Origin of the sequence: Actinomadura sp. NPDC023710 (assembly GCF_040639875.1) — a bacterium.
GTDB lineage: Bacteria > Actinomycetota > Actinomycetes > Streptosporangiales > Streptosporangiaceae > Spirillospora > Spirillospora citrea.
Window position 1 is genome coordinate 44,036 of the sequence record NZ_JBFAGB010000001.1, and the last position, 21,835, is coordinate 65,870.

A 21,835-nucleotide genomic window follows, 5' to 3' on the forward strand; every position below is an offset into this window, starting at 1 on the left:
GGTGGTGGTGGCGTCCTCGGCCCACGTCTACGGCCCGGCCACCTCTGGTGAAGAGCCGGTTCGGGAGAGCGCCCCACCGAGCCGACCTCGCCGTACGGCGTGACCAAGCTCGCCGCCGAAAGACTGGCGCTGGCGTACGCGCGCCGTCCCGGTTCCCAGCTCAGTACGGTCGCACTGCGGTTCTTTCCGGCCTTCGGACCCGGTTACAACCCCCAGATGGTGATCCCGCGATTTTTCACCGCCGCGCTCACTGGAGAGGCCGTGCCGCTCTTCGGAGACGGCACAGCCCGGCACACCTGGACTTACATCAGCGACCTGGTGGAGCCCGCCGTGCGCGCGGTCGCCGCTCCGCTGCCGCCTGGAGGCGCCGAGGTCGTCAACGCTGCCGGACGTGACGCCGCGTCGCTACGACAGGTCGCCGAACTGGTCGGCCAGATCGTCGGCCGGCCCGTGCCGCTCCGTCCGGCCGGAGAACGTCCTGGCGACGCGGTCGCCGTCCTCGCCGACGTGACCCGTGCCGGCCGGGTGCTGGGATTCGTCCCGTCCATCACGCTTCCTGACGGCCTGGAACGCCACGGGAACACCACGATCCCCACCTCGGTGCGGAACACGACCGAGGCGGAGGTGACGGCGTGATCACCGTGACCGCCAACTCGGCCAGCGCCCTGTGGCGGGACACCGTCGACGCGGTGCTCGTCCACGGCGCTCCCAGCTGCCCGCGTGGGCTGGACACGTGGGAGGCGACCGATGCGCACCTGACCCTCACCCGCCCAAGACGGCGGCTGGTGTGCGTCCCGCCTGACCGCGTCATCAACGCCGCGTTCGCCGCCGCCGAGACGGTGTGGATCCTGGCCGGGCTCGACGACGCCTGGATCTACACCATGCGGCTGTTCCCGCTACGGGTACTCAGCCGATCATGGCCGCGCACGACCCCGGTGTTCGCCGCCGAGACCTGCCCGCCGCGCCACCCGGACGACCCTGTCGAGCAGATCCACGCCGACGTCGCGGCCGCGCTCCAGGAACGCATCGAGCAGGTGATGGTGCATCTCGCGCGCCGTGCCCAGGCTCTGACTGGCGCGTCGATGCTGATGGTGGGCGGCGGTGTCGCGATGAACTGCGTTGCGATCGGCCGCATCTGCCGGCAGGCCGGCTTTGAGCGGGTGGCGGTTCCTCTCTCACCGGGCGATGCCGGCACCTCTGCCGGGGCCGCCCTCGCCGTCTACCGCAACCTGACCGGGCAACTGCCCGATGGGGTGGCCGGATTTTGCTACCTCGGCCCCGCTACACCGACGTTCAACTGCCGCTGCACCCACGCGCGGGGACGACCGCTCAGCGGGTTCGGGGCGCCGCAAGACTCCTCGCCGAGCAACTGGCCGAAGGACAGATCGTCGGAGTGTTCCGCGGACGGCTGGAGGCCGGGCCCCGCGCGCTGGGCCACCGGTCGATCTTGGCCTCCCCGCTGCAGCCCGGCGTCATGGAGCGTCTCAACGACCGCGTGAAGTTCCGCGAACCGTTCCGGCCGTTCGCGCCGGTCGTGCTCGCCGACCATGCGGCCGACTACTTCACGCTCGGCCAACCGTCCCCGTTCATGTCGATCGCGTCCGGTGCCACCGACCTCGCCTGCCAGGCGATCCCGTCCATCGTCCATGTCAACGGCACCGCCCGCGTCCAGACCGTCACGCGCGAGCAGAACCGTTTCCTGGCCGAGGTCCTCGCGGCATTCGGCGCCCGGACCGGCTACCCCGTGCTGATCAACACGAGCTTGAACATCAAGGGCAAGCCGATCTGCGGCACCCCCGAAGCCGCGCTGGACTGCCTGACCGGCTCCGGGCTGGACGGCCTCCTTCTGGGCACCCGCATCACCCACGGCGCCGTGAAAATCGGCTACAGCTTCTGGGGGTTCATGGGCGCGGGCATCACCGACACCCCTGACGGAGGACGCAGCCACCGCGCCACACTCATCGACGGTCTAACGGCCGCAGGCCACCACGTAGTCTTCCTTCAAGTCAACCGCGACTTGGACGAGGCCCGAGACGACCTGGGAGACCGCTACACCTGGGAACAAAGGCTCCCCGACATCGACGTCCTGATGTGCGAATGGCGCTGGCCGATCCCCGGACGCAACACCACCGCCTGCGGCACCCCCGGCCATACCTGCGACCTGCATCGACAAGACGAGCTGCTGGCCCACTACACCTGCGATCGGTACCTGCCCACGCTGCTGTGGGACAAGGACCTCCAGTTGCCCGGCGACCACCGGCTCCGCCATGCCGACAACGTCACCGTCTGCGAAGCCGCGCTCCATCCGAGAGCCGGCGCTGCACGACTGCTGTTCCCCGTCGCCGACGCGGCCTTGGACAACGCCGACCCCGTTGCCTTGGCGGCAGCATCCCGAGACCTCCCGCTGGTCTACATCGGGAACCAGTACGACCGCGACGCCGAGTTCGACCGCTACTTCGCACCCGTGGCCGCGACCGTCCCCATCGCATCGCCGGGAAATGGACCTCCACCCAGCGCTGGCCCGAGCTGAACTTCACCGGCCGCATACCGTTCCCCGACGTGCAGCCGCTCTACCGTCGGTCGGTCGCCACAATGCTGCTGGCGCCCGACCGGCTCGCCGCCTGCGGCCAGTTCACCCAGCGGCTCCCCGAAGCCGTTCTCGCCGGATGCCTGCCCCTCGCCCCCGCATATCTGAGATCCGCCGACCGTGTCGTCCCCGAACAACTGATCACCACGGACGCTCGTACGACCCGCGCCGCGCTGACCGCCCTCACCCGCGCGCTGAACACCACCGATCACGTGGACCTGATCACCCGCTGCCTCGCCGGCCTCGAGCCCTTCCGGTTGTCGCGGCAACTGACTGCACTGACCCACCTACTCGAACACGTCCAGGAACAAGCCCGTGGCCGTCGCCACGCCCACGGCCCGGCGACTCCGCGGCGTCGGCGATGAACTCTCCCGTTTGCCGCCGCGCAGCGCGGACTCCTGGCAACCCCACCGCACTCCCACCCGGGGGCCTTCCCCCCGAGGTGTGGACACCTTGAGCACCCTGGATCATGGAGATCTGGGGGTGAGAGGGGTCCTGTGTGGGGATGAAGGCCTATTCCGAGGAGTTCAAGGCCGACGCGGTGGCGTTGTATCTGTCGGATCCGACACGGACGTACGCGTCGGTGGCCAGGGACCTGGGCGTCAACCGGGAGACGCTGCGGCTGTGGGTGCGCCAGGCGCGGGCCGGTGCCGAGCCGTCGCCCCGGCGACGGGAGGCGGGTGGGGCCTCGGTAGCCTCGGACGCCGCGCTCGAACAGGAGAATCGGGAGCTCCGCAAGAAAGTGCGGGAGCTCGAGGCCGAGCGTGACATCTTGCGCCGGGCGGCCAAGTATTTCGCGGGAGAGACGAACTGGTGAGTCGCTTCCAGTTCGTTGACGACCACCGCACGCTGTTCAGCATCAAGCGGCTGTGTCATGTCCTTGGGGTGTCGCGATCGGGCTACTACCGGTGGCGTGATGCGCGTGCAGCTCGGGCCGGGCGGCAAGCCGCCGACCAGGCACTGGCGGAAGAGATCCGACGGATCCACGTCGGCCAGGACGGGACCTACGGGTCACCGCGGGTCACCGCCGAGCTGCGCGATACGGGCCGTCGGGTGAACCACAAGCGTGTCGAACGAGTGATGCGCGCGTTCGGGATCGTTGGCGTCCACCTGCGCAAGAAGGTCCGCACCACCGTGCCTGAGCCGTCGCATCAAAAGATCCCTGACCTGATCAAGCGGGACTTCACCGCCGCAGTGCCGAACCGGCGCTACGTCGGCGACATTACCTACCTAACGGTCGGCGATGGGAAGTTCCTCTACCTGGCGACGGTGATCGATCTGTGCTCTCGTCGCCTGGCGGGCTGGTCGATCGCCGACCACATGCGCACCGAGCTGGTCATCGACGCCCTGGAGGCGGCGGCCCGCACCCGGGGTGGGCGCCTGGACGGGGCGACCTTCCACTCCGATCACGGCGGGCAATACGGCTCGGCCGACTTCGCGGCCGCGTGCGCCCGGCTCGGGGTGGTCCAGTCGATGGGTGCGGTGGGCACCAGCGCCGACAACGCGCGGCGGCCGAGGCGTTCAACGCCACCCTGAAACGAGAGACGTTGCAGGGCCGCAAGCGCTGGAACGGGCCGCGAGAGGCCCGGCTGGCGGTGTTTCGGTGGGTCACGCGATACAACACCACCCGCAGGCACTCGGCCCTCGGTCAGACCAGCCCGATCGACTACGAACAACAGTCCATTAAGGTGACTCAAGCCGCATAACAAACGGTGTCCACACTTTGGGGGAAACCCCCCGGAAGCGGACGACTCGAACTTGGCAGGTCGCCGTCATCGCCCCGGCAGGCCACCCTCGTCCGGCAAGTATGGCCCCGTCACCAGCCGTCGCTCGGTACCGTCGTTGCCCATGAAAGCCATCCAGCGAGTCGCGATCATCGGTTGTGGAGGCAGCGGCAAGACCACCGTCGGCCGTCGCCTCGCCGCATCACTCGGCACCACGATCACGCACCTGGACGCGTTGTACTACGACGACGAGTGGAACAAGCTGCCGCAGGACAAGTTCGCCGAGATACAGGAAGAACTGGTGGCCGCCGACACCTGGGTGATCGACGGCAACTACGCAGGCACCCTGCCGATCCGGCTGCGCCGCGCCACCCACGTCGTCTTCCTCGACCTCCCTGGAATCACCTGCCTGTGGGGCATCGCCCAACGCCGTTGGCGCTACCGCGGCGGCCAGCACAACGACGGCGTCTACGACAACATCAACTGGGGATTCATCAAATACGTCTGGGGCTACCGCAAGGAGATGGCGCCGCGAGTTCGAGCATTGCTCAACGATCACGCCGGCGACGCCGAGGTGTTCATCGTGCGGTCCCGCCGCGAGGCCAACCGCCTCACCGCGGAACTGGAGCGCACCGTCCGCTGACCGAACAGAGGAGGCGGTGACCCGATGCCGTCCTCCCTCCTCGGCCAGCCCGACCCGGACGCCCAACGGCCGTTCACCGACCCGGCACAGGTTCCCGGCCTGTACGCCGATCGCCGCAGGGTCGACCGGCGCAGCAACGCGCTGTTGAACGCCAAGATCCACGGCCTGCACGTCGGTGAAACCGCAGCCGACCTGCTCACTTTTGCCATCCTCCCGGCCATGCAGGACAGCGTCAGTGCGCCGGTGGTCGCTGACATCGGCTGCGGCAACGGGCGGCCCACCCGCGCCCTGCTCACCCGCTTCCCGCACGCACGATTCCTTGCCGTCGACGCCTCAGCCGCGATGCTCGCCCAGGCCCGCGCCCACCTTGCCCCTCACCAGACGCGCGCCAACGATCCGATGTACTTGCAGGCCGACTTCCACGACCTTCCCCTCGCCGACCAAGCTGTGGACGTCGCCACGGCTTTCTTCTGCCTGTACCACTCCGGTCGACCCGGCCACGTGGTCGATGAGATCAGCCGCGTCCTCAAACCCACAGGGATGGCGTTGATGATCAGCAAGTCCGCGGACAGCTATCAGGAACTCGATCAGCTCATGGTCGACACCGGCCTGGACACCGACGCGACCCGGCGGCGCAGCCTGTACGCAGCCGCCAGCGGTGAAGACCTCCCAAACCTCGCTGCCGCGTCGCTCAACGTGGTGCTCGTCCTGCGTGACCCGCACGTCTTCCGCTTCCGTGACGCCCGCCACCTGGCCGACTACCTGGTCACCATCCCCAAGTACCAACTCGGAGATCTGCGGGGTGATCCCGCCGCACTGGCAGCGGAACTGCGCCGACGCCGTGGCGACGGCCCCACCACCGCGACTTCCACGATCACCTACGTTTTGGCGTGTTGACGGTCCTCATGAGCACTTCGTCTCCGAGCCAGTGGACCAAGTTCTTTCCCGACCATCAGGCGTGTCGAACGGCCTGGATGAACCACCGCTGGCTCGCGAAGCACGTGCAGGCGCTCGACGCGCCGCTGCTGATCCCTGCGATTCGCCGGGTGGATGACCGGCGCCTGACATTCGAGCATGTGACCGGACGCCACGCTCGCCCGGAGGATGCGGTTGCCATCGCCGGACTGATGGGCCGGCTTCACCGCGCCCTGCATGACGACACCCTTCACGACGCCAGGCTCGACACACCGTTCCCAGTCAGCCGCGAGCTGACGATTCCCGATTTCGTCACCCCACGTCGAAGTCTGGTGCGCCAACGCGTGGACAGCGGGCAGGTTCGCGCACCGGCTATGACCGCCGAGCAATTGGTGCACGTCATCGAGGAGGCCCGCAACGCACCGGCGGCGATCTACAACGACGCTAATCCACGCAACTTCCTTCTCGATGGCCACCGGGTGTTCGCGGTCGACCACGACTGCCTGACGCTGGCGCCCTTCGGATACGACCTCGCCAAATTGATCACGAGCTTGGTGATGACCCACGGCCCCTTGCCCTCGGCGCTGATCGCTGAAGCGCTGGCCGCTTACAATCGCGCGCTCCCTGGCCCACCGCACCACATCTCCGAGGTTCGGTGGTCCGATCTGATGGCGTGGGCGGAAGTTCATCACGTCCTCACCAGCCCCTATCTGGGCCGTCATGGATACCGCTATGGCTGGCACGAAGGCCGCCCGGCCGCGTCGACCTGCGGGAGTGAGGTGTCCGTGCCGCCGCCCAAAGTGCAAGAACAAGATCGTCCGCATGGTCCTGGAAGGCCCGCGCTCCATGGCCCACGGGGCGCGTGAGGTCGGCACCCATGGCGCAGCATCCATGCATCAGCAGTGACGCCGGTTCGCCGAAGCCACTCAGGGATGGCGTTGGAGGTTGGTGAGGAGTTGGTGGGTTTCGTCGTCGGGTTCGGTGTCGAGGTCCGCGAGCCGGGCGGCTAGGAGCCGGTACGTGCGGTGAACGGCGTCGGGTTGGCCGAGTTCGGCTTGTAGTTGCATGACGGAGCGGTAGAGAGGTTCGGCGTAAGGGTCGTGTGTTATGGCCTGTTCCAGCGTGTTGAGGGCTTGCTCGGGGTGGTCGTGCTGGAGAAGCCGGGCCAGGCGGGCCAGGGCGTCGATGACGGCTCGGCGTAGGTGTTCGCGGTGGTTTTCGGCCCAGTCGTGAGTGAGGTCGGTGGCGAACTCGGCGGTGTAGAGGTCACTGACCGGGGTGAGCGCGGCGATGCGCTCGGGGTCAGTGGTGGCTTGGCGGGCCTTGGCGAGTGTGGCGGAGAGGCGTTGTTCGTCGACGTCGATCAGGTCGGGGTCGAGGCGGTAGCGGCCTGCGATGTGGGTGACGTACATCGGTTCACGGAGTCCGGTGGCGGTGCGGAGAGTCTTGCGGATGTTGGCCACGGCGGTGTTGAACTGGGTGGTTGCGGTTTCGGGTTGGTGGTCGGGCCAGAGGGCGTTGATGGCTTGGTCGCGGCTGATACCGCCAGGCTGCAGGGCGAGGTAGGCGAGCAGGTCGCGGGCGCTGCGGCGGACTCCGGTGGTGATGGGACCGTCGGCGGTGTGCAGGCGGACCGGCCCGAGCACCTGGAGACGAATCAGGCGGGGCTGCGCCTGGTCGGTGGGGGCAGGAACATGAATCGCGCTGGGTGCTGGGGTGCGAGACGTGACTTCTGGACTTAGGTCGGAGCCGGGTCTCGGTTCCGGGATATTGACCGGCTTCGAGTCGGCGATGCCAGCGGCCGTGCGAAGGGTGTGGAGCATCGCGCTGGCGTCGTCGACAGTCAGGTGGAACAGGCGAGCTCCGGTGAGGGCGTCGGCGTAGGGTCCCTCGGCTTGGGTGACGGTGGTGTCGTCGTTGAGGTGCAGGGTGGTCCCCGCCGGCGCAGGGCCGAGGATGAGGGTGCCGATGCCGTAGCGGGCGCCGAGTTGGGTGATGGCGTGGACGGTGGCGGCTGTTGGTTCGGCGACGGAGGCGGTCAGGAGTAGGGCGGGGAGAGGGTCGGTCTGGTCGGTAGCGCGTAGGGCGTTCAGGTCCGGTTGGTCGGTGGCTTCCAGGGCCCGGGCGCGGCGGAGGATCTCGGCCTCCAACTGTGATGTGGCTGCCGCGAGGCTGGGCGTGATGGTGAGACCTGGGATGTCGGTCAGGGCGGCATCAGGGAAGAGAGCATCCGCGTCGGGTTGGGGGATGAGGAGCTCGGCGCGGTTGCGGCGTGCTTTGGCGAGGAGCTCGGTGGTGACGGCTCGGGCCGCCGCGAGTGCGCCGTCGCCGGTCAGACCGAGCATGAGCCCGGCGAGGGGCAGGTTGATGGGGGCGCGGTCGCGAGTGCCCAGAGTGATGTGGTCAGGCGGCGGCGTAAAGTGGTCCTGCGCGACGAGGTCGGAGTCGGAGGGAACGACGGAGTCATTGTCGGCGTAGGCGATGTCCAGGTGGGCTTTGCGGGCCTTGGCGACCGGCTCTGGTGGCTCACTTGGCTGATGGGTCGGGACGTCGCCGGTGTTGACGTGGAGTTGGCGGCGTCGGTGCAGGCGGGTGGCGGCGATGGCGAGGCTGAGCGCTGCGGCGAGGCCGAGGCCTATGTAGGAACCGGACGGCAGAGCGATGCCCGGGCGGTCTTGGTTGGTGGCTCGCGGTGTGGTTGGTGAGGGCCTGGCGGGTGGATTGTCCGCCGGTGGTGCGACGACCGGGCTGGGCACTCGCGAGGGCCGGCTCCCAGCGCCGTTGAGTTCTTGGGAAACGTGCGGAGGGGGGCCGTAATCGTGGTTCGCTTTGGGTTCTGACGGCTGTCCGGGGTGGTCGGCGTGAGGGCCGCGTTTCGGCGGAGGCGTGTCGGCTCGCTTGCGGACCGAGGGGATCCGGATTCGTTGGCCTGGGTGGAGTTCGTTGGGATCGGTGAGGGCCGGTATGCCGGGAGGCTGATCGATGGTGCGGCTGGCTTTGAAGATCTTGGGATACCGGTCGCCGGAGCCGTAGGCGCGACGGGCCAGGTTCCACAGGGTGTCGCCGCGATGGACGACTCTGGTCCGCGGTTCCGGCTCTGATGGTTCCGATGGGGGAGGCGTGTCGTCGCCGAGGAGTGGCTCCCATTCGGTGCTGTGGGGCGGGGATGCGCTGGGTTCGTCGGCGGACGGGGTATCGGTGGTGGCATGGGCGGTAGCCGACGCTGGGACCGTCACGATTGTGGCGGTGCCGAAGACAAGAGTGGCGGTAGCGACCAGGTCTCGCGCGAGCACCTGCAGGGGCCGCACAGGGCGCGGCAGCGTAGGTGCGCTTCGTCCGGCTAGATAGCTGACGGTCTCACTGCAGAACGCGCCAGCGAACAAGGCCCAAGCGCCCCACCCGACCAGACGGATCACCGCGAGGAACAGCCAGTTGCCGGTGTCGGGACGCAACAGCGTGGCCATCACCTGCTCCCCGGACGGAACGTGATCGGGGAGCGGAGATCCTGCCACGGCGTACAAGCCGATCGGGACCCCGACCAGCAGAGCGACGCAGACCAACAGGGCGCCGATTCCTCGCAGAATCTCGGCGGCACGAGCACGCGCAGTAAGAGTCATGGCTGGGCGGGTCCTTGCACTCCGGTGGTCAGGTTCGCGGTCGCGCTACCGTCAGCGCGCAGGTGGCTGATTCCGATGACGGGTAGGAACAGCGCGGGCCGGGTGACGGTGACGTGGACTCGGATGGCGCGGGTCCCGGACGTCGTCACAGTGCCGGCGTAGCCGCCCGCTCGCAGGTAGGCGCGGGCGGAGTGGATCGCCTCGCGACGGTCGACGACGAACCTGCCGTCGGTGTAGGCGCGGTCGAGGTCGACGCGGCCCGCGCCGGCGCGAGCAGCCTCCTGGGCGGCGGTGTTGGCGTCCTGGCGGGCTTCGAGCTTCTGCTCGAAATCGACGACCGCGCCGAAGAACACTACGACGACCAGGGTGAGGATGACGGCGAAGATGCTCACGCTCCCCGCGTCGCCACGGCGTCGGGACGGCGGACAGGGAGCCCGCGTGGTCATGAGCAGGTCACCGTCCTCGGTAGGGATCGATAGGGGACCGGCGAGTCTCGGTGACGGTGCGTGATCCGGGCATGCCCGGTAGAGCGATATCGGCGAGCCGAATTACGCAGGTCACCCGCGCGGCCACCGTCCCGGCCTGCCCCACTGGTTGGCGAAAGCCAGACAGGTCGAGCCGGACGACAGGGCGGCAATGGAGCCCTCGATCGCTCAGCGTGGTCATAGCGCTGGAGTTAGCATCCGCGCGAGCTCGGGTGGCGGTGCGGGCGATGGAGGCGTGCCGGGCGGCGTCGGCAGCGGCCTGGGCAACGACGGCGCTGCCATGCTGGACGCGCATCGCCACCAGCAACCCAGCCAAGAACGCGATGAACAACGGTGCAAGAATCGCGACCTCGACGGCCGCGTTCCCAGCGTCTCGCGCGCCCAGCAGCGTGCTGTTCTTTCGGTGGCTGCTCATGGCCGCTCGGGGATAGTGAAGCGTTCCCGGGCGCCCCTGGCCGTGCGACTGATCTTGATGTTGACGCCGGGCAGGATGGACGGTGCGGACCCGGTCACGCGGACGGTGAGAGTCGTGGCCCCAGACACGTTCACGCTTGGCGAGCGCAGCACGGGTTCGGCATCAGCAAAGGAGGAAGCGGCGGAGCGGCCCGCTGTCGCGGTTCCGTGGCGGGCGCGCGCGACACGCAGTCCTTCCTCGGCGGCCGAGAGGGCGACGTCCCGAGCCACCGAAACCATGACCGCCTGCACCAACCCCAGGAACAGCACTCCAACGGCGGGGAACACGATCACGGCCGTTACGGTCGCCGAACCCGTGTCCCGCCGTGCGGCAGGGGAGTTCATGGGCCGGAGGAACCGGGGATCTTGCTGATCCAGCCGTTCACCTTGCCTGCGACGGCGAGGTAGACGGTGAAGGCCAGGCCGGCGAACCCGGCCACGATGATGATCGTCTCCACCACACCGGACCCCCGGTCACGATGGGTGTTCAGGTCGGCGAAGCGGTTGAGGACGGCGACGGCTATGCGAGCCGCGGCGGTGGTGAGCGTGTTCATGGTCCCCCGAGTCGGTGATGCGGTGTCTTGTTAGCCGGACGCCAGAAGCTTGGAGAAGAACGGGAAGCCGATCAGGATGACGAAGCCGAGCATCAGCAGGGATGTGGGCACCCACATGGCGGTGGTGCGGGCGTTGGCCTCGGAGCGGGCGGCGGCGGATGCCTCATGCCGCATCGAGCCGATCTTGGCGATCAGCACATCGTGCATCTTTGCGCCCTCGCTCCCGGCGATCTCGGCGGTGTGAGCCAGGTCAGTCAAGTCCCGGACGTCGATCTCGGCGCCGAGGTCTGCCAGAGCGCGCCATGGCTGCTGCTGCCCGTGCCGGGCACGGGAGAGAGCCTGGTGGATGCGCTGAAACGGCCACCCGTCGGTGATCTTCGCTGGGTTCTCTAACGCGGCATTGAGCGCGGCGCCCGCCTGGCGTTCCAAGACAACCAGTTGCAGGTAGGAGGTGAAGGCGTAGCGGAAGTCGCGGCGGCGCTGCCGAGCCTGGGAGCGCACGCTCCAGTCCGGGACCAGCGACAACACTGCGGCCAGTACTAATCCGACCAGCACCGGGAAAGCCCATGGCAGCGAGCCCCCGGCAACGGTGACCAGGCCAGTCAGCAGCGAGGGTGCGGCGAGGCCGGTGACGAACAGGGCCAGCTTGTCCAGCATGAACCGCTCTACCGGGCGGCTCAGCACCGCCAGATCAGTGCGGGGAACAGCCAGCAGCCCTGACGGGCGCGCGATTCGTTCGGCAAGCCAGCACCCGACCTTCTCTTGGATCGTCGTGCTGTCGTCCTGTCTTGCAGATGGCGCGAACGGCACGGCTTGAACGCGGGCCAAGGCGGCGTCCAGCCGCGGCGGCGCGGGCCGCAACTCACGCACGAGCAGGATGAGTCCGGCGGCGGCCAGACATCCGGCGAGGGCAGCGATCACGGTCACCGGCTGGTCCTTTGCTCGGCGGCGGCCACCGAGCGGGCGGCGTGAAGGAAGCGGGCACCGGTCGACAGGACGGCGAGGCGGCGCATCCACCACAGCCCGGCCGCGTAGATGGCGGCGACCACGGCGAGCACGGTCTGCCCGAGCGGAGTGTCGTAAGGGCCGGCGAGGGTCTGGGATGACGCGAACAGCACGCTCAAGATCCCAACGGAGGCGACGATCACGATCAGGGTGGTGCGAAGCCCGGCTCGTTCGGCCTCGACGTCGCGGCGCACGATCACCTCGTGCTCGACGGCGTCGGCCAGCAGGCTCAACGCCTCACGCGCGCCCGGGCCGCGGCGGCGGGCCGCCAGCAACAAGGCGCAGGCGATCAGGTCGGCGATCGGGTCGTCCAGTTCGTCGGCGAACGCCCGCAGTGCCTGGTCGGTGTTGGCGTGGTTGTTCAGCCGTCCGGCCAGCTTCGCGACCGGCTCACCTATCGCGGCGGGGGCGATGCGGGCGCTGTCGGCCAGGGCCTGTTCCAGGCCACGGCTGGCACCGATCATCTCCGCCAGCCGCCTGGACCACTGCGCCAACGCTTCCAGCCGCGCGATTCGACGCTGCGGCGCACGCCCAGACAGCATCGGCGGAAGCGCATACGCGCCGACACCGGCCGCCAGCGCGGCCACCGGCCACCCTGACAGCAGCAAGACCACCAGCCCGGATCCGGCCCCGGCGAGCGCCCGGTTGCGGCGACCCGGCCACGCTGGCGAACGCATCATGGCCTGGATGCGGGACGGTGGACGCACATCCGATGCGCCGGGCTCGACGCCCCGGAATCCCGTGATGATGACGAGCACTGCCCCGGCAGCGCACAGGCCGGCGAGCGCGGCGAGCCATCCCGTCATCTCCAACCCCCGTTCACTGGCTCCGACACCAAAAGCGCGGGATCGAAGCCGTGTGCCAGGAGTTCCTCCAGCAGGGCGGGACTGATGTGCCCGCCGGCCGGAGTCGCACGTCCGTCCGGTCCGGGCGTGAAGACGAAGTTACGGGTCGGTTCGGCAGAGTCCGCCGGCGGGCCGATTTCCATCACCTGGGCCACGTACCGGTCGTTGGTGGCCTGGTCGCGCCGCAGGTAGACGATGAGCGGTTCAGCCAGGCCGAACATTAGGTGCACATCCTCGGCGCCCAAGCCGAGATCGGCGCGGCGGCCCAGCTGCACCACACGGCTGAAGACGTGTTCGGGGCGGTGGACGTGCAAGGTGCACATCGAGCCGCGCGCGCCGGAGTACATCACTTCCAGCATTGGGGCCAGCTCGCCGTGCCGGGCCTCACCGACGATGACGCGGTCAGGGTTCAGCCGCAGACATGCCGGCACCAGGTCCTGGAGTCGCACCTCACCAGCGCCTTCAGCGTTGGCCTGCCTTGCTTCGAGCGCGACCACGTCCGGGTGGCGGTGAGCCAGCCGCGGGTCGTCCAGAAACAGTTCGAAGTCGCTTTCCAGAGTGATGATTCGCTGCTCTGGGGGGATCTCCCCGGCCAGGGCCCGCACGAGCGTGGTCTTGCCGGTGTTCACCTCGCCGCAAACGATGATGTTGCGGCGTGCGGCGATCGCCGCACGCAGGAAGGCCGCCAGTGGTGCGGTCAGCGTGCCGAGTTCGGTGAGCTGCCGCAGGCTGATGTCGACCAGCCGATGGACCCGGATCGCCAGGTGCGGATGCCGCGACACCCATCCGACCACGGCCAACCGCACCCCGTCGGCGAGCGCGACGTCCAGCAGCGGGGAAGCGTGGGAGAACTCCCGCCCTGTGTTGCCGCGCCGGGCCAGCAACTGCACCCACTCGACCAGGTCCTCATCCGTCTCGGCGACCGGCGGGCCGGGCTTCTTTGATCCGTCGGTGTAACTGACCCAGGTCTGGCGGCAGCCGTTGACCACGATGTTCTCCACATCGGAACGCTCCAGGAGCGGCTGCAGCGCCCCCAACCCGAACCGCCGGTCGAACACCATCTGCGCCACGCGCCGCTGCTCGGGACCAGAGGTGACGCGTCCAGCGGCCATCTGCTCGTGCGCCCAGACCTGGACTTGTGCGTCGATGAGCTGTCGCGCCCGCACGCGATCGACCCCGTCGCCCAGGACGTCAACGAGTTGCGCCGACACCTCCCGAACCGCCGCCCAAGCATCCGGCTCACCACCCTGCTGAACAGGGATCGGGAACGGTGCGGAGGCCCTGGTGCCAGCGGGATCCCAGCCTGGCGCGGTCATTGGTGAGCCCCTGCTGCCGCAAGACGCGCCGACCGTGCGGCAACGTCCTTCACCCCGGAGTCGGCGACAACCGAGTGGAGTTGCTGGCCTAGATCCTTCAAGGACCGCACCAGGACCGAAGTCCTGAACGTCAGCCGAGGACGCGCACCGTCTGACAACACTCGGGCATCGCCGGCAGACGAGGGAAGCTCGGCCAACACCCCGACATCCAAGGCGCGTCCAACCTGAGCCGCGCTGTAGGGACCGTCGGCGATCACACAGAGCCCGAGCATTGCGCGTTCCCCCACGACGCCCCTGAGCGCTTCCAGCCGTGGCTTAGCGGCGTCGACCTGCGTCAACGTGGGCTTCAGAACCATGACAACTACGTCTGCCGCCTTCAGCAGCTCCACGGGGGTGTCTGTGCCGCCGACCTGCCCCAGGTCGGCGATCACGTCACCGTCCCAGGCCGCCAGCGCCCTGGCCAACCGCTGCCAGAGCGGCCCCAATTGCCTCCCATAACGAGGATCGCGAACGCCGTGCAGCAGCTCCACGCGCCCGTCGTCGGCGATCGGCACCACATACTCCTTCAGCGGTACCGGCGCGTCCTGCTCGGCCTCGGATGCCATAGCCAGCCCCAGCAGCCCCGGGCCGGCCGATTCGCGCATCCGGTCGGCCATGAAGCCCGGAAGTACGCGGCGTCCCATCGGGTCGCACTCGGCAAGGAGCACTCGCCCCGGCCACAGCAACGACAATCCGAGAGCAGTGGTGGAAACACCCGGTGCTCCTCCGGGAGAGACCAGGCAGCAGAACCCCATCGCCTCAACCTCGCCTTTCGGTCACCACGAGCACGACAAGGTCGGCCGCGGCCTGCCGTGCCACTGTGCTGCTGTCGGACTCGGCCACAAGCAGCGACACGGTGGTCGCTCCCTCGGCGTCTGGTCCTTCTACCTGGTCGACAACCCCCGGTGAGTCCCGCAGTGGATCGGTTCGCACCCCTCTCGGCGCTGAGCTGCTGCCAGAGCTCTGCTCGCCAGGGGTGAAGACCACGCGGACGCGCCACCCGGGCGCCAGACCCGGCGGCACGGCACTGGCCTTCAAAGGCACCGTCACCAGCGCCTGACCAGGCTGCGGACTCTGTTGTGCCGTCAGTTGCGAAACGGCGAGCAACGTTCCCTTCCGCAACCCGACCGCAGCCCGCTGCCCGACAACGTCCCGCAACTGCCGCTGCGGAATCATCGCCACCGCCGAATCCGCTGCCACCCGGACCACGTCCAGATCGGCCTGGACGAGCTTGTGTCCGACCGGAACATCACGTGCCATCCGCACCACCGACATCCGCTCTCCTGCCGAACGGAAGAGGTATACATTCGCGAGCACGGCGAAGGACAGGAGCATCACGCCGGCCGCGATCCAACTCGGACGTCGTTGCCGTGCAAGCCGTCCCGATGATGGGGGCACTGTCCCGCTCGCAGCTTTCGGAACAGTTGCTTTGGGCAGGGTGCCGCCGCTGGACTTCATCGCACTCCTCATCCGTACAAGCCCTGTGCCTCGGCTACCCGCAGGCGAAAACTCGTCGTACGGTTCAACGGCGGCAGTGCACCGCCGGTCCCGTCAGACCCTCGCCACGTGCCGCCCCACGTCACAGTCACTCGTACTCGGTAAGCGCCGCCCGATTCATGCGCTGATGATCGCGGGAACGTATACGAGCAGTCCGTCCCCTGCGTCGAAGCCGGACGCGACCTGTCATAAGCGGTGCCCACTCCCACGCACCGGACGGTGCGGCTCCCATGGCCAGGATTGATCGTGAGGTTCTGGGGTCTGGCGGTCACCTCAACCCAGACAGCACGCGCCGAGGCCCGACCGCTGATCGGGCGGGAATTCGTCACCCAGAACCACTCCGGCAGCCCCACCAGCCCGGCAGAACGGCGCGGTGGCGCCGTCCGCACTGCTGGCACGGGGATCGGCATCCGCGTCCATGTGGTCAACGCCAGTTCAGCCGGCGAGATCTTCGGCGCCTCCCCGCCCCCATCGACCGGCTTACAGACCTGCACGTTGTCGCCTGAGGTCTGGCAGTCATGTGGCCCGATGTCATCTGACTCTTCGACAGGAGCACCGGGCTCGGCCGGATGTGCGCTGGATGGGTTTCCAGCACTTCCCGGACGCCCATCGTCCTGGGCGCCGAAACCGTACCCGTTCAAGTTCGCGTCAGGAGGGATCGGATCTTGAGGTGGCGGTGCGGAAAAAGGTTGCAGCAACAGCGTGCCACCAATAAGAACGGTGGAAGCGGTGGGCGCCATGTCAGCAGCCTTCGCCGAGCACGACGTACTTGCTGGTGCGCCACTTATCGTCTGCGCCCTTGATCAAGTACGTCTTAGTCCTTCCCTTCTCGACCCCGCGCTTGATTTTCTTGCGTGTAGTCCGGTTCATGATTCCGGCTTCGCTGGAGTCTTGGCAATCGTGCAGAGTCGCATCGTTGCCGGCGACGTCCACACTTACGATGTGGACAATCACCTTCCCGTAAGAAGTGAGATTCTTGCCTCTCAACTCCTCGACTCGTTTGAGTACGCGCGAAAGCTGAGGGTCGACCATAAGCGCGGACAACTGCTGTCTGCGAGATCCGTCCGGAAGCGAGTCTGCACGGTCGAGCGCACTGATAAAGGAGGTGTAGGACTCCTTCACGGCTTCTTCGTCCGAAGGGGGAGAGGGGATAGAAGTAGTTGAGGGGCTCGATGAGGGAAGGGCAACGGCGTCGTTGTGGTTGCTGCAGCCGGTTAGAGCCAACGCGATACCTGAAACTCCGAGCCAGGCGGGCCAACCGGCCGCCAGGCGGTCGATTACGGTCAAGTCCGTACCTCCATGAACTTGATCTCTCACGGTGCTGACACGATCATCATCGCGCCAGCACCGTGAGGCAACGTCGAGCGATCGTAGGGGCAGGCGAACCGCTTCATGTCCACGTCACGCCGTGGTGAAGGTAAATCCCGCACAAGGAAGTCCGCGTCGCCTTGACATGGGAGTCCATTCTGTCCCTATTTGGTGCAACTCTGATCCGTGTCTAGTCGGTCAGACACCTCAACTGCGCTTCGTTAGACCTCACATTGTGAGGGCGGAGCAGTTGACATCGCCGATATACGGCCATCCCTAATTGCCGCCGCGAGACGACCCTCAGCGACCTGTCGTAGCTTGTACAACCGGCTTGCCGGCACACCCTGGTCGCTGGCCATGAATTGGACGGACAGGCCGTTCAGCCGCGTTGCGATGATCAGCTCAGCGGCGGCCGAGGTGATGATCTGCTGTCGTGCGGCCTCCAGCAGGAGCATGATCGGGTCGAGGTCGTAAGTGGCGTGGTGAACGGGTAGTTCGTTCGGGTCACATGGGATGTGGCGGGCATCCCGACCGCGAGCACGTAGTGCCCCCTTGCGGGCCCACAGCATGAGCCGGGCAGCGATATGGGGACGCTCGATGTCGATGCGCGCCAGCTGCGCGACGAACTCCGTCACCAGCTCGGACACGATGTCGTCGATGAGCCGACTCGGACTCGACCGGATCACTCGGGCGGCGGTGCTTTTCAGTCCTGGCATCGCTACGCCGACGCAGCCCACCACCCAAGCCGGGTCTCCGCTCCGTGCCCGATGGACGAGTTCCCGCCACGCAGCGTCCTTGAGGTCGTCCGAAGCGGACTTCTGGAGTAGCAGCGAGCGGAGCTCGGTCAGATCGACAGTCCGAGCCGGCAGGCCATGCCCGATCGCGTCTCCATCGACCGCCAGCGGGTTCGGGCCAGTGGTGAGCAGTTTGAAGGAACGCTCGGCGACGGTCAGCGCATTGCTCGTGCACTCGCCAACAGCCCGGCTCGAACGTCGGCCCTCGATCTGGTGGTTACTCATGACGCCTCCGGAAGATCGTGACGGATCGATGGCGCCAGATATCCGCCACTGCATGTGCAGCTCGTGAGCACTCCGTGGGCGACAAGGGCTGGCTATGGGGTGCACATGGACTGCTCATAGTTGCGCTGACCTGCGGAGACTCGGGTCATGTACGAAGAGTCGAGGCGGTGGTAAAGGCACTGCTCGCGCCTAAAACCGACCTGACCAGGCAACTCAGTTGCCACCGGCCTCTCCTCATGGGTTTGGCAAAGAGCTCACCGCCGGGGGATTGGGAGGACTGCGAGGTAGGGCTATGCCTGCCCGACGAGGAGTGTCAGCCCCGATCCCTAGAGTCCTTGCTCGTCGAGGGCGATGGAAACGCGAACCTGAGGAGCGGCATGGGAGCCAAGACGGCGCTGCTGGCATTCACGGACGGCGACATCCGGTCGACGCTGGTCGGGTCACCGTCCTCAGACCGTGCCGAGGCCGAGAACCTCGTCCGGCGGATTCATCCGGGCTACGCGATCGAGCGGATCGCTGACGGCACGCTCGATTGCACCTACCCGCCCGACGACGTGACCTACGCCCTCGCGCTGCCCGGGACGGATCTGCTCATCGACCACGGGCCCGTGCTCGACCGTCCGTCGGAACTGCCCGAGCATCTGCGGCTGCTCGGGGAGGGCGCCGGATCGTCCTGCACTGGATGCACTCGGTCGTCGACTGGCTCGCGTTCGCGATCTGGGAGGACGGGACGCTGGTGCGCTCGCTGAGCCTGTCCCCGGACAGCGGCATCATGGAGAACATCGGCGATCCGCTGGAGTTCGAGTGCCCGTACTGGGCCGGCGAACGCGCCGTGGAGCCGGATCCGGCCTGGGACGACGAGGAGCCGTATGCGCTGCCGTTCCATCCGCTGGAGATGGGCGAGGACGCATTGCGCTTCCTGTTCGGTTTCGTCATCGAAGGCCTCCCGGACGACGCCGACCTCAACGCTGAAGAGATCCCCATGTACGGGTTCAAGGTGACCGATCCAACGGGACGCGAGCAGGCCGAACGTGAAGCCGCCTACGCCGAGGCGATCGCGAGGATGAGCCCGCCCCGGCGCTTCCGCATGGGCCCCGACGGAAAGATGCAAGAGATCGGCAACGACGACCTCTGAAACCGCTTGGATCTGCGGCAAGGGGATGTCGGTTCTGGCCCGACCGCTCCCCAGGGGTTTCGCACAGCTATCCTGGGACGCCCCTTGATCTCCGTGGCTGGAGGGGTCCCAAGGGTCCGGACCGCGCTCACCAGTCTTGAGATGGGCGACCGGCTTGTCGGGGCGCATTGCGAGTTCGCGTCCGCGTCCGCGTCGGGTAAGGCGTTCAGGTCAACTCGCCCCTGTGCTCCTCCCGCCAGACTGTGCACATCGGCCGCGGTGTCGCGTTGATGAGTGCAGCGCAGTGGTGAGGCCAGCGAGCTGGGCAGCATCGTCGGTCGCTACCTCTGCGCCGAGCTGGCCTTCCTCCTTGCACGCGGGCATAAGCAGACTTGGAAGCCTTTGTCACCTCGGTCATCGCCTGAATAGCGCCTGCGCAGGGACGTCGCCAGCCGGTGACACGGTGCACGCATATCCGCTTGCTACGTGATCGGTTCGGCACGACTATGACCGGAGTGGCAGAACCTACCGAAGAGACCCCGAACCCGTCCTCCAGCAGCGAAGCTGAGGTTGTGAACGAACCGAACCCCCTCTTGCCGGCCCTGCCGAGGGACGCGCTTGCAGTGTCCCCTCTCCAGGAAGCGCTCCAGCGAACGATGCAGGAAGGGGTTTGCCGGTTTTCGCACAACTAGCCGAAATGCCCTTCACTGGCCTTGCTGAGGGGCTCCTCGCCTTCGGCGAGGCGACCGAGGCGTTCCAGGCGTCACCTGGGTGGCTGGAGGGAATCCACCCAGCTTTGCTGGAGTTCTCCCACGCTCTGAGCCAGCTCGGCGTTCTTGAGGACTGGGCGCCGCCGAACCCGCGCGGGTGGCGGTTGAGGGAGCACTTCGGGGGCAGCGACTTCGAAGACGTGAGGTCCGTGCTCGTAGACGACGGGATCCCACTGGCGTACGTGCCGCGCCGGGAGATTGTGCACGACCTTATGCAGGCCCCAGATCGGACCCGCCGCGTCGCGATCCTCCTCGACCAGCAGACCAAAATCGTCGCCGATTGTCGGTCGGTCTTGGCCGACGTGGACGAGCCCGGCCTGAAGGGTCACGTGCGGGGCGCGCAGGACGTGCTCGTTGCGGTGGAACAAGGTCTCTACGCCCCTGAGCAGTCTCACGCCGGGAACCTGTTCGACCGGCTCCTGCGCGACATCCACGACCGGGACAAACTGGTACCGAGGCTGCAGCGGTACAGGTACGCGCGGATGCGCGAGAGTCTGGAGAGCAGCCTGTCCATCGCGGAAGACGGCCTTGGGAACAAGTTCCGAACCAACCTCATCGTCCCCTCCATGGCGCGGGCCCTCGTTGAGTTCTTCCCGGGCGATCCGATACCCGAACAGTTCAACCGGCACGCGACTGCCCACGCTGCGAACGACCCGCGCCAGGTAAACCCCGGCAATGCGCTCATCGCGACCATGCTGGTGGTGTCCGTTCTGTGTGGCATCCAGTTTGAGGGCTGGTAGAGCGGTAACGGCTGGAGGCGCTGGTCGAGGCCCGTCCGTCTAGCGGACATGCGCATCCCCTTTAGACGTCATCTCATTTGGCAAGTCGGCGGTGACAGATGAGGGTGGCGGCGATGCCGACGAAGGCCAGGAAGTGTTCGGGCTTGCGTTCGTAGCGGCGGTGCAGGCGGCGGCAGCCGCTGAGCCAGGACACCGTCCGTTCCACCACCCAGCGATGCCGCCCCAACCGGTCGGAGGACTCGATGCCGCGGCGCGCGATGCGCGGGGTGATGCCCCGCCCGCGTAGCCAGCGCCGCAGGTCGGTGTAGTCGTAGCCTTTGTCGCCGTGCAGCTTGGCCGGGCGGCGCCTGCGCGGTCCGCGCCGGGAGCGGATCGGCGCGATGCCCCGCACCAGCGGCTCCAGCGCGAGTTTGTCGTGGGTGTTGGCCGCTGAGATTCCGACAGACAGGGGCAGTCCGGCACGATCGGTCAGCAGATGGATCTTCGACCCACGTTTGCCGCGGTCGACAGGATTCGGGCCTGTCAGCTCCCCCCTTTGCTCGCACGGACGCTGACGGAGTCGATCGCGCATCGCGACCAGTCCAGCTCGCCGCGCACGCCCAGCTCCTCCAGCACCAGGCGGTGCAGCTTGGCCCACACCCGCGCGGCCGTCCACTCGGTGAAGCGCCGGTGCGCGGTAGGGCCCGACGGCCCGAACACCGGGGGCAATTGCTGCCACGTACAGCCAGTGGTGGCCACGAAGATGATCGCCGCCAGCACCTCACGATCCCCGTACCGGCGCCGACCGCCGCCCTGCGGCCGCGTCGGAGCGGGCGGTACCACCCGCTGGAACAGCTCCCACAACTCCTCTGGCACCAGCCGCTCGACCATCTCCACGGCCGGCAGACTACCGGCGCCAACCCAAATGAGATGGCGTCTTAACGCGTGGTGTCGGTAGGACCCGTGCAACCGGGTAAAGGCTCGTCAGGAGGTTGAGAGGCCTGCCCGGGGCAGGCCTCTCAGCGTTCGTCCAACGGTCGTCGATGAACAGTAGGACCACCTGGAGATCGATTTCGGCCGCGCGGAGCTGCGGCAGCCACCGCCTTGCTGGAGACTGAAAGAACGATCGGGGTGCCACCGGACGGGCCCGAAGGGGAGGGGCCTACATAGGGAACGAGGGGCAGCACACTTGGCGTTGGTGACGAAGTTGTAGACGGTGGCAGGC

General features: G+C 67.6%; 22 protein-coding genes and 2 pseudogenes. 11 read left to right on the forward strand and 13 right to left on the reverse strand.

Annotation, left to right across the window (positions count from 1 at the left end; all coding sequences use genetic code 11):
• Positions 1-7: 7 nt before the first annotated feature.
• From AB0H37_RS00235 to AB0H37_RS00270, 8 genes and pseudogenes are all read left to right on the forward strand, one after another.
• Positions 8-636 (forward strand): annotated as a pseudogene (locus tag AB0H37_RS00235) (NAD-dependent epimerase/dehydratase family protein).
• Positions 633-1,499: a carbamoyltransferase N-terminal domain-containing protein gene (locus AB0H37_RS00240; protein ID WP_360610213.1), complete on the forward strand. Its 867-nt coding sequence runs from the start codon at positions 633-635 to the stop codon at positions 1,497-1,499. Before AB0H37_RS00235 ends, AB0H37_RS00240 begins: the two are co-directional and overlap by 4 nt.
• Positions 1,394-2,530: a carbamoyltransferase C-terminal domain-containing protein gene (locus AB0H37_RS00245; RefSeq protein WP_360610215.1), complete on the forward strand. Its 1,137-nt coding sequence runs from the start codon at positions 1,394-1,396 to the stop codon at positions 2,528-2,530. The genes AB0H37_RS00240 and AB0H37_RS00245 overlap by 106 nt, the downstream gene beginning before the upstream one ends.
• 29 nt (positions 2,531-2,559) lie before the next feature.
• The gene (locus tag AB0H37_RS00250; RefSeq protein ID WP_360610217.1) at positions 2,560-2,952 is read left to right on the forward strand and encodes a hypothetical protein; all 393 of its coding nucleotides are present in this window, start codon (positions 2,560-2,562) and stop codon (positions 2,950-2,952) included.
• Between the two features lie 134 nt (positions 2,953-3,086).
• A pseudogene (locus AB0H37_RS00255) lies at positions 3,087-4,293 on the forward strand (IS3 family transposase).
• Between the two features lie 142 nt (positions 4,294-4,435).
• Positions 4,436-4,954 (forward strand): topology modulation protein, encoded by a 519-nt coding sequence (locus AB0H37_RS00260; protein WP_360610219.1) that lies wholly within the window; start codon positions 4,436-4,438, stop codon positions 4,952-4,954.
• 24 nt (positions 4,955-4,978) lie between these two features.
• Positions 4,979-5,851, forward strand: a complete 873-nt coding sequence (locus AB0H37_RS00265) for a class I SAM-dependent methyltransferase (RefSeq protein WP_360610221.1) — start codon at positions 4,979-4,981, stop codon at positions 5,849-5,851.
• Positions 5,848-6,735: a phosphotransferase gene (locus AB0H37_RS00270; protein ID WP_360610223.1), complete on the forward strand. Its 888-nt coding sequence runs from the start codon at positions 5,848-5,850 to the stop codon at positions 6,733-6,735. The genes AB0H37_RS00265 and AB0H37_RS00270 overlap by 4 nt, the downstream gene beginning before the upstream one ends.
• 60 nt (positions 6,736-6,795) lie before the next feature.
• Here AB0H37_RS00270 and AB0H37_RS00275 read toward each other — a convergent pair whose 3' ends face one another.
• From AB0H37_RS00275 to AB0H37_RS00330, 12 genes are all read right to left on the reverse strand, one after another.
• Complete coding sequence (locus AB0H37_RS00275) at positions 6,796-9,333, reverse strand: BTAD domain-containing putative transcriptional regulator (RefSeq protein ID WP_360610225.1); 2,538 nt, start codon at positions 9,331-9,333, stop codon at positions 6,796-6,798.
• Between the two features lie 149 nt (positions 9,334-9,482).
• On the reverse strand, positions 9,483-9,878 hold the full coding sequence (locus tag AB0H37_RS00280) for a pilus assembly protein TadG-related protein (protein ID WP_258945672.1): 396 nt from the start codon (positions 9,876-9,878) through the stop codon (positions 9,483-9,485).
• A 61-nt stretch (positions 9,879-9,939) separates the two neighbouring features.
• Positions 9,940-10,386, reverse strand: coding sequence for a TadE/TadG family type IV pilus assembly protein (locus AB0H37_RS00285; RefSeq protein ID WP_360610228.1), 447 nt, complete (start codon positions 10,384-10,386; stop codon positions 9,940-9,942).
• Entirely contained in the window at positions 10,383-10,718 is a 336-nt protein-coding gene (locus AB0H37_RS00290) for a hypothetical protein (RefSeq protein ID WP_360610230.1), read from the reverse strand. The genes AB0H37_RS00285 and AB0H37_RS00290 overlap by 4 nt, the downstream gene beginning before the upstream one ends.
• Positions 10,719-10,765: 47 nt before the next feature.
• The gene (locus AB0H37_RS00295) at positions 10,766-10,978 is read right to left on the reverse strand and encodes a hypothetical protein (RefSeq protein WP_258945675.1); all 213 of its coding nucleotides are present in this window, start codon (positions 10,976-10,978) and stop codon (positions 10,766-10,768) included.
• 30 nt (positions 10,979-11,008) lie between these two features.
• Positions 11,009-11,905, reverse strand: a complete 897-nt coding sequence (locus tag AB0H37_RS00300; RefSeq protein ID WP_360610232.1) for a type II secretion system F family protein — start codon at positions 11,903-11,905, stop codon at positions 11,009-11,011.
• Entirely contained in the window at positions 11,902-12,789 is an 888-nt protein-coding gene (locus AB0H37_RS00305) for a type II secretion system F family protein (protein ID WP_360610234.1), read from the reverse strand. The genes AB0H37_RS00300 and AB0H37_RS00305 overlap by 4 nt, the downstream gene beginning before the upstream one ends.
• Positions 12,786-14,144, reverse strand: coding sequence for an ATPase, T2SS/T4P/T4SS family (locus AB0H37_RS00310; protein ID WP_360610236.1), 1,359 nt, complete (start codon positions 14,142-14,144; stop codon positions 12,786-12,788). Before AB0H37_RS00310 ends, AB0H37_RS00305 begins: the two co-directional genes overlap by 4 nt.
• Complete coding sequence (locus AB0H37_RS00315) at positions 14,141-14,800, reverse strand: hypothetical protein (RefSeq protein WP_360610238.1); 660 nt, start codon at positions 14,798-14,800, stop codon at positions 14,141-14,143. The genes AB0H37_RS00310 and AB0H37_RS00315 overlap by 4 nt, the downstream gene beginning before the upstream one ends.
• Before the next feature lie 142 nt (positions 14,801-14,942).
• Positions 14,943-15,518 (reverse strand): SAF domain-containing protein, encoded by a 576-nt coding sequence (locus AB0H37_RS00320; RefSeq protein WP_360610726.1) that lies wholly within the window; start codon positions 15,516-15,518, stop codon positions 14,943-14,945.
• A 903-nt stretch (positions 15,519-16,421) separates the two neighbouring features.
• A complete protein-coding gene (locus tag AB0H37_RS00325; RefSeq protein WP_360610240.1) occupies positions 16,422-16,967 on the reverse strand; it encodes a hypothetical protein in 546 nt (181 codons plus the stop codon).
• Between the two features lie 242 nt (positions 16,968-17,209).
• Entirely contained in the window at positions 17,210-18,007 is a 798-nt protein-coding gene (locus AB0H37_RS00330) for a hypothetical protein (RefSeq protein ID WP_360610242.1), read from the reverse strand.
• A 377-nt stretch (positions 18,008-18,384) separates the two neighbouring features.
• Between AB0H37_RS00330 and AB0H37_RS00335 the strand changes: the two genes are divergently transcribed.
• From AB0H37_RS00335 to AB0H37_RS00345, 3 genes are all read left to right on the forward strand, one after another.
• Positions 18,385-18,756, forward strand: a complete 372-nt coding sequence (locus AB0H37_RS00335) for a hypothetical protein (protein WP_360610244.1) — start codon at positions 18,385-18,387, stop codon at positions 18,754-18,756.
• A complete protein-coding gene (locus AB0H37_RS00340; RefSeq protein ID WP_360610246.1) occupies positions 18,690-19,142 on the forward strand; it encodes a hypothetical protein in 453 nt (150 codons plus the stop codon). Before AB0H37_RS00335 ends, AB0H37_RS00340 begins: the two co-directional genes overlap by 67 nt.
• Before the next feature lie 649 nt (positions 19,143-19,791).
• Entirely contained in the window at positions 19,792-20,631 is an 840-nt protein-coding gene (locus AB0H37_RS00345; RefSeq protein ID WP_360610248.1) for a hypothetical protein, read from the forward strand.
• 73 nt (positions 20,632-20,704) lie between these two features.
• Here the strand turns inward: AB0H37_RS00345 and AB0H37_RS00350 are convergent.
• A protein-coding gene (locus AB0H37_RS00350) for an IS5 family transposase (protein WP_360610727.1) occupies positions 20,705-21,501 on the reverse strand; the annotation gives its coding sequence in 2 pieces (ribosomal slippage) (positions 20,705-21,159 and positions 21,159-21,501; 798 coding nt in all).
• Between the last annotated feature and the right edge of the window lie 334 nt (positions 21,502-21,835).

What these genes read in the sequence shown, in the direction of transcription:
- AB0H37_RS00260 (WP_360610219.1), top strand. Translation starts at nt 4,436, where the DNA reads ATGAAAGCCATCCAGCGAGTCGCGATCATCGGTTGTGGAGGCAGCGGC.
- AB0H37_RS00265 (WP_360610221.1), top strand. Translation starts at nt 4,979, where the DNA reads ATGCCGTCCTCCCTCCTCGGCCAGCCCGACCCGGACGCCCAACGGCCG.
- AB0H37_RS00275 (WP_360610225.1), bottom strand. Translation starts at nt 9,333, where the DNA reads ATGGCCACGCTGTTGCGTCCCGACACCGGCAACTGGCTGTTCCTCGCG.
- AB0H37_RS00285 (WP_360610228.1), bottom strand. Translation starts at nt 10,386, where the DNA reads ATGAGCAGCCACCGAAAGAACAGCACGCTGCTGGGCGCGCGAGACGCT.
- AB0H37_RS00295 (WP_258945675.1), bottom strand. Translation starts at nt 10,978, where the DNA reads ATGAACACGCTCACCACCGCCGCGGCTCGCATAGCCGTCGCCGTCCTC.
- AB0H37_RS00305 (WP_360610234.1), bottom strand. Translation starts at nt 12,789, where the DNA reads ATGACGGGATGGCTCGCCGCGCTCGCCGGCCTGTGCGCTGCCGGGGCA.
- AB0H37_RS00310 (WP_360610236.1), bottom strand. Translation starts at nt 14,144, where the DNA reads ATGACCGCGCCAGGCTGGGATCCCGCTGGCACCAGGGCCTCCGCACCG.
- AB0H37_RS00315 (WP_360610238.1), bottom strand. Translation starts at nt 14,800, where the DNA reads ATGGCCGACCGGATGCGCGAATCGGCCGGCCCGGGGCTGCTGGGGCTG.
- AB0H37_RS00320 (WP_360610726.1), bottom strand. Translation starts at nt 15,518, where the DNA reads ATGCTCCTGTCCTTCGCCGTGCTCGCGAATGTATACCTCTTCCGTTCG.
- AB0H37_RS00330 (WP_360610242.1), bottom strand. Translation starts at nt 18,007, where the DNA reads ATGAGTAACCACCAGATCGAGGGCCGACGTTCGAGCCGGGCTGTTGGC.
- AB0H37_RS00335 (WP_360610244.1), top strand. Translation starts at nt 18,385, where the DNA reads ATGGGAGCCAAGACGGCGCTGCTGGCATTCACGGACGGCGACATCCGG.
- AB0H37_RS00340 (WP_360610246.1), top strand. Translation starts at nt 18,690, where the DNA reads ATGCACTCGGTCGTCGACTGGCTCGCGTTCGCGATCTGGGAGGACGGG.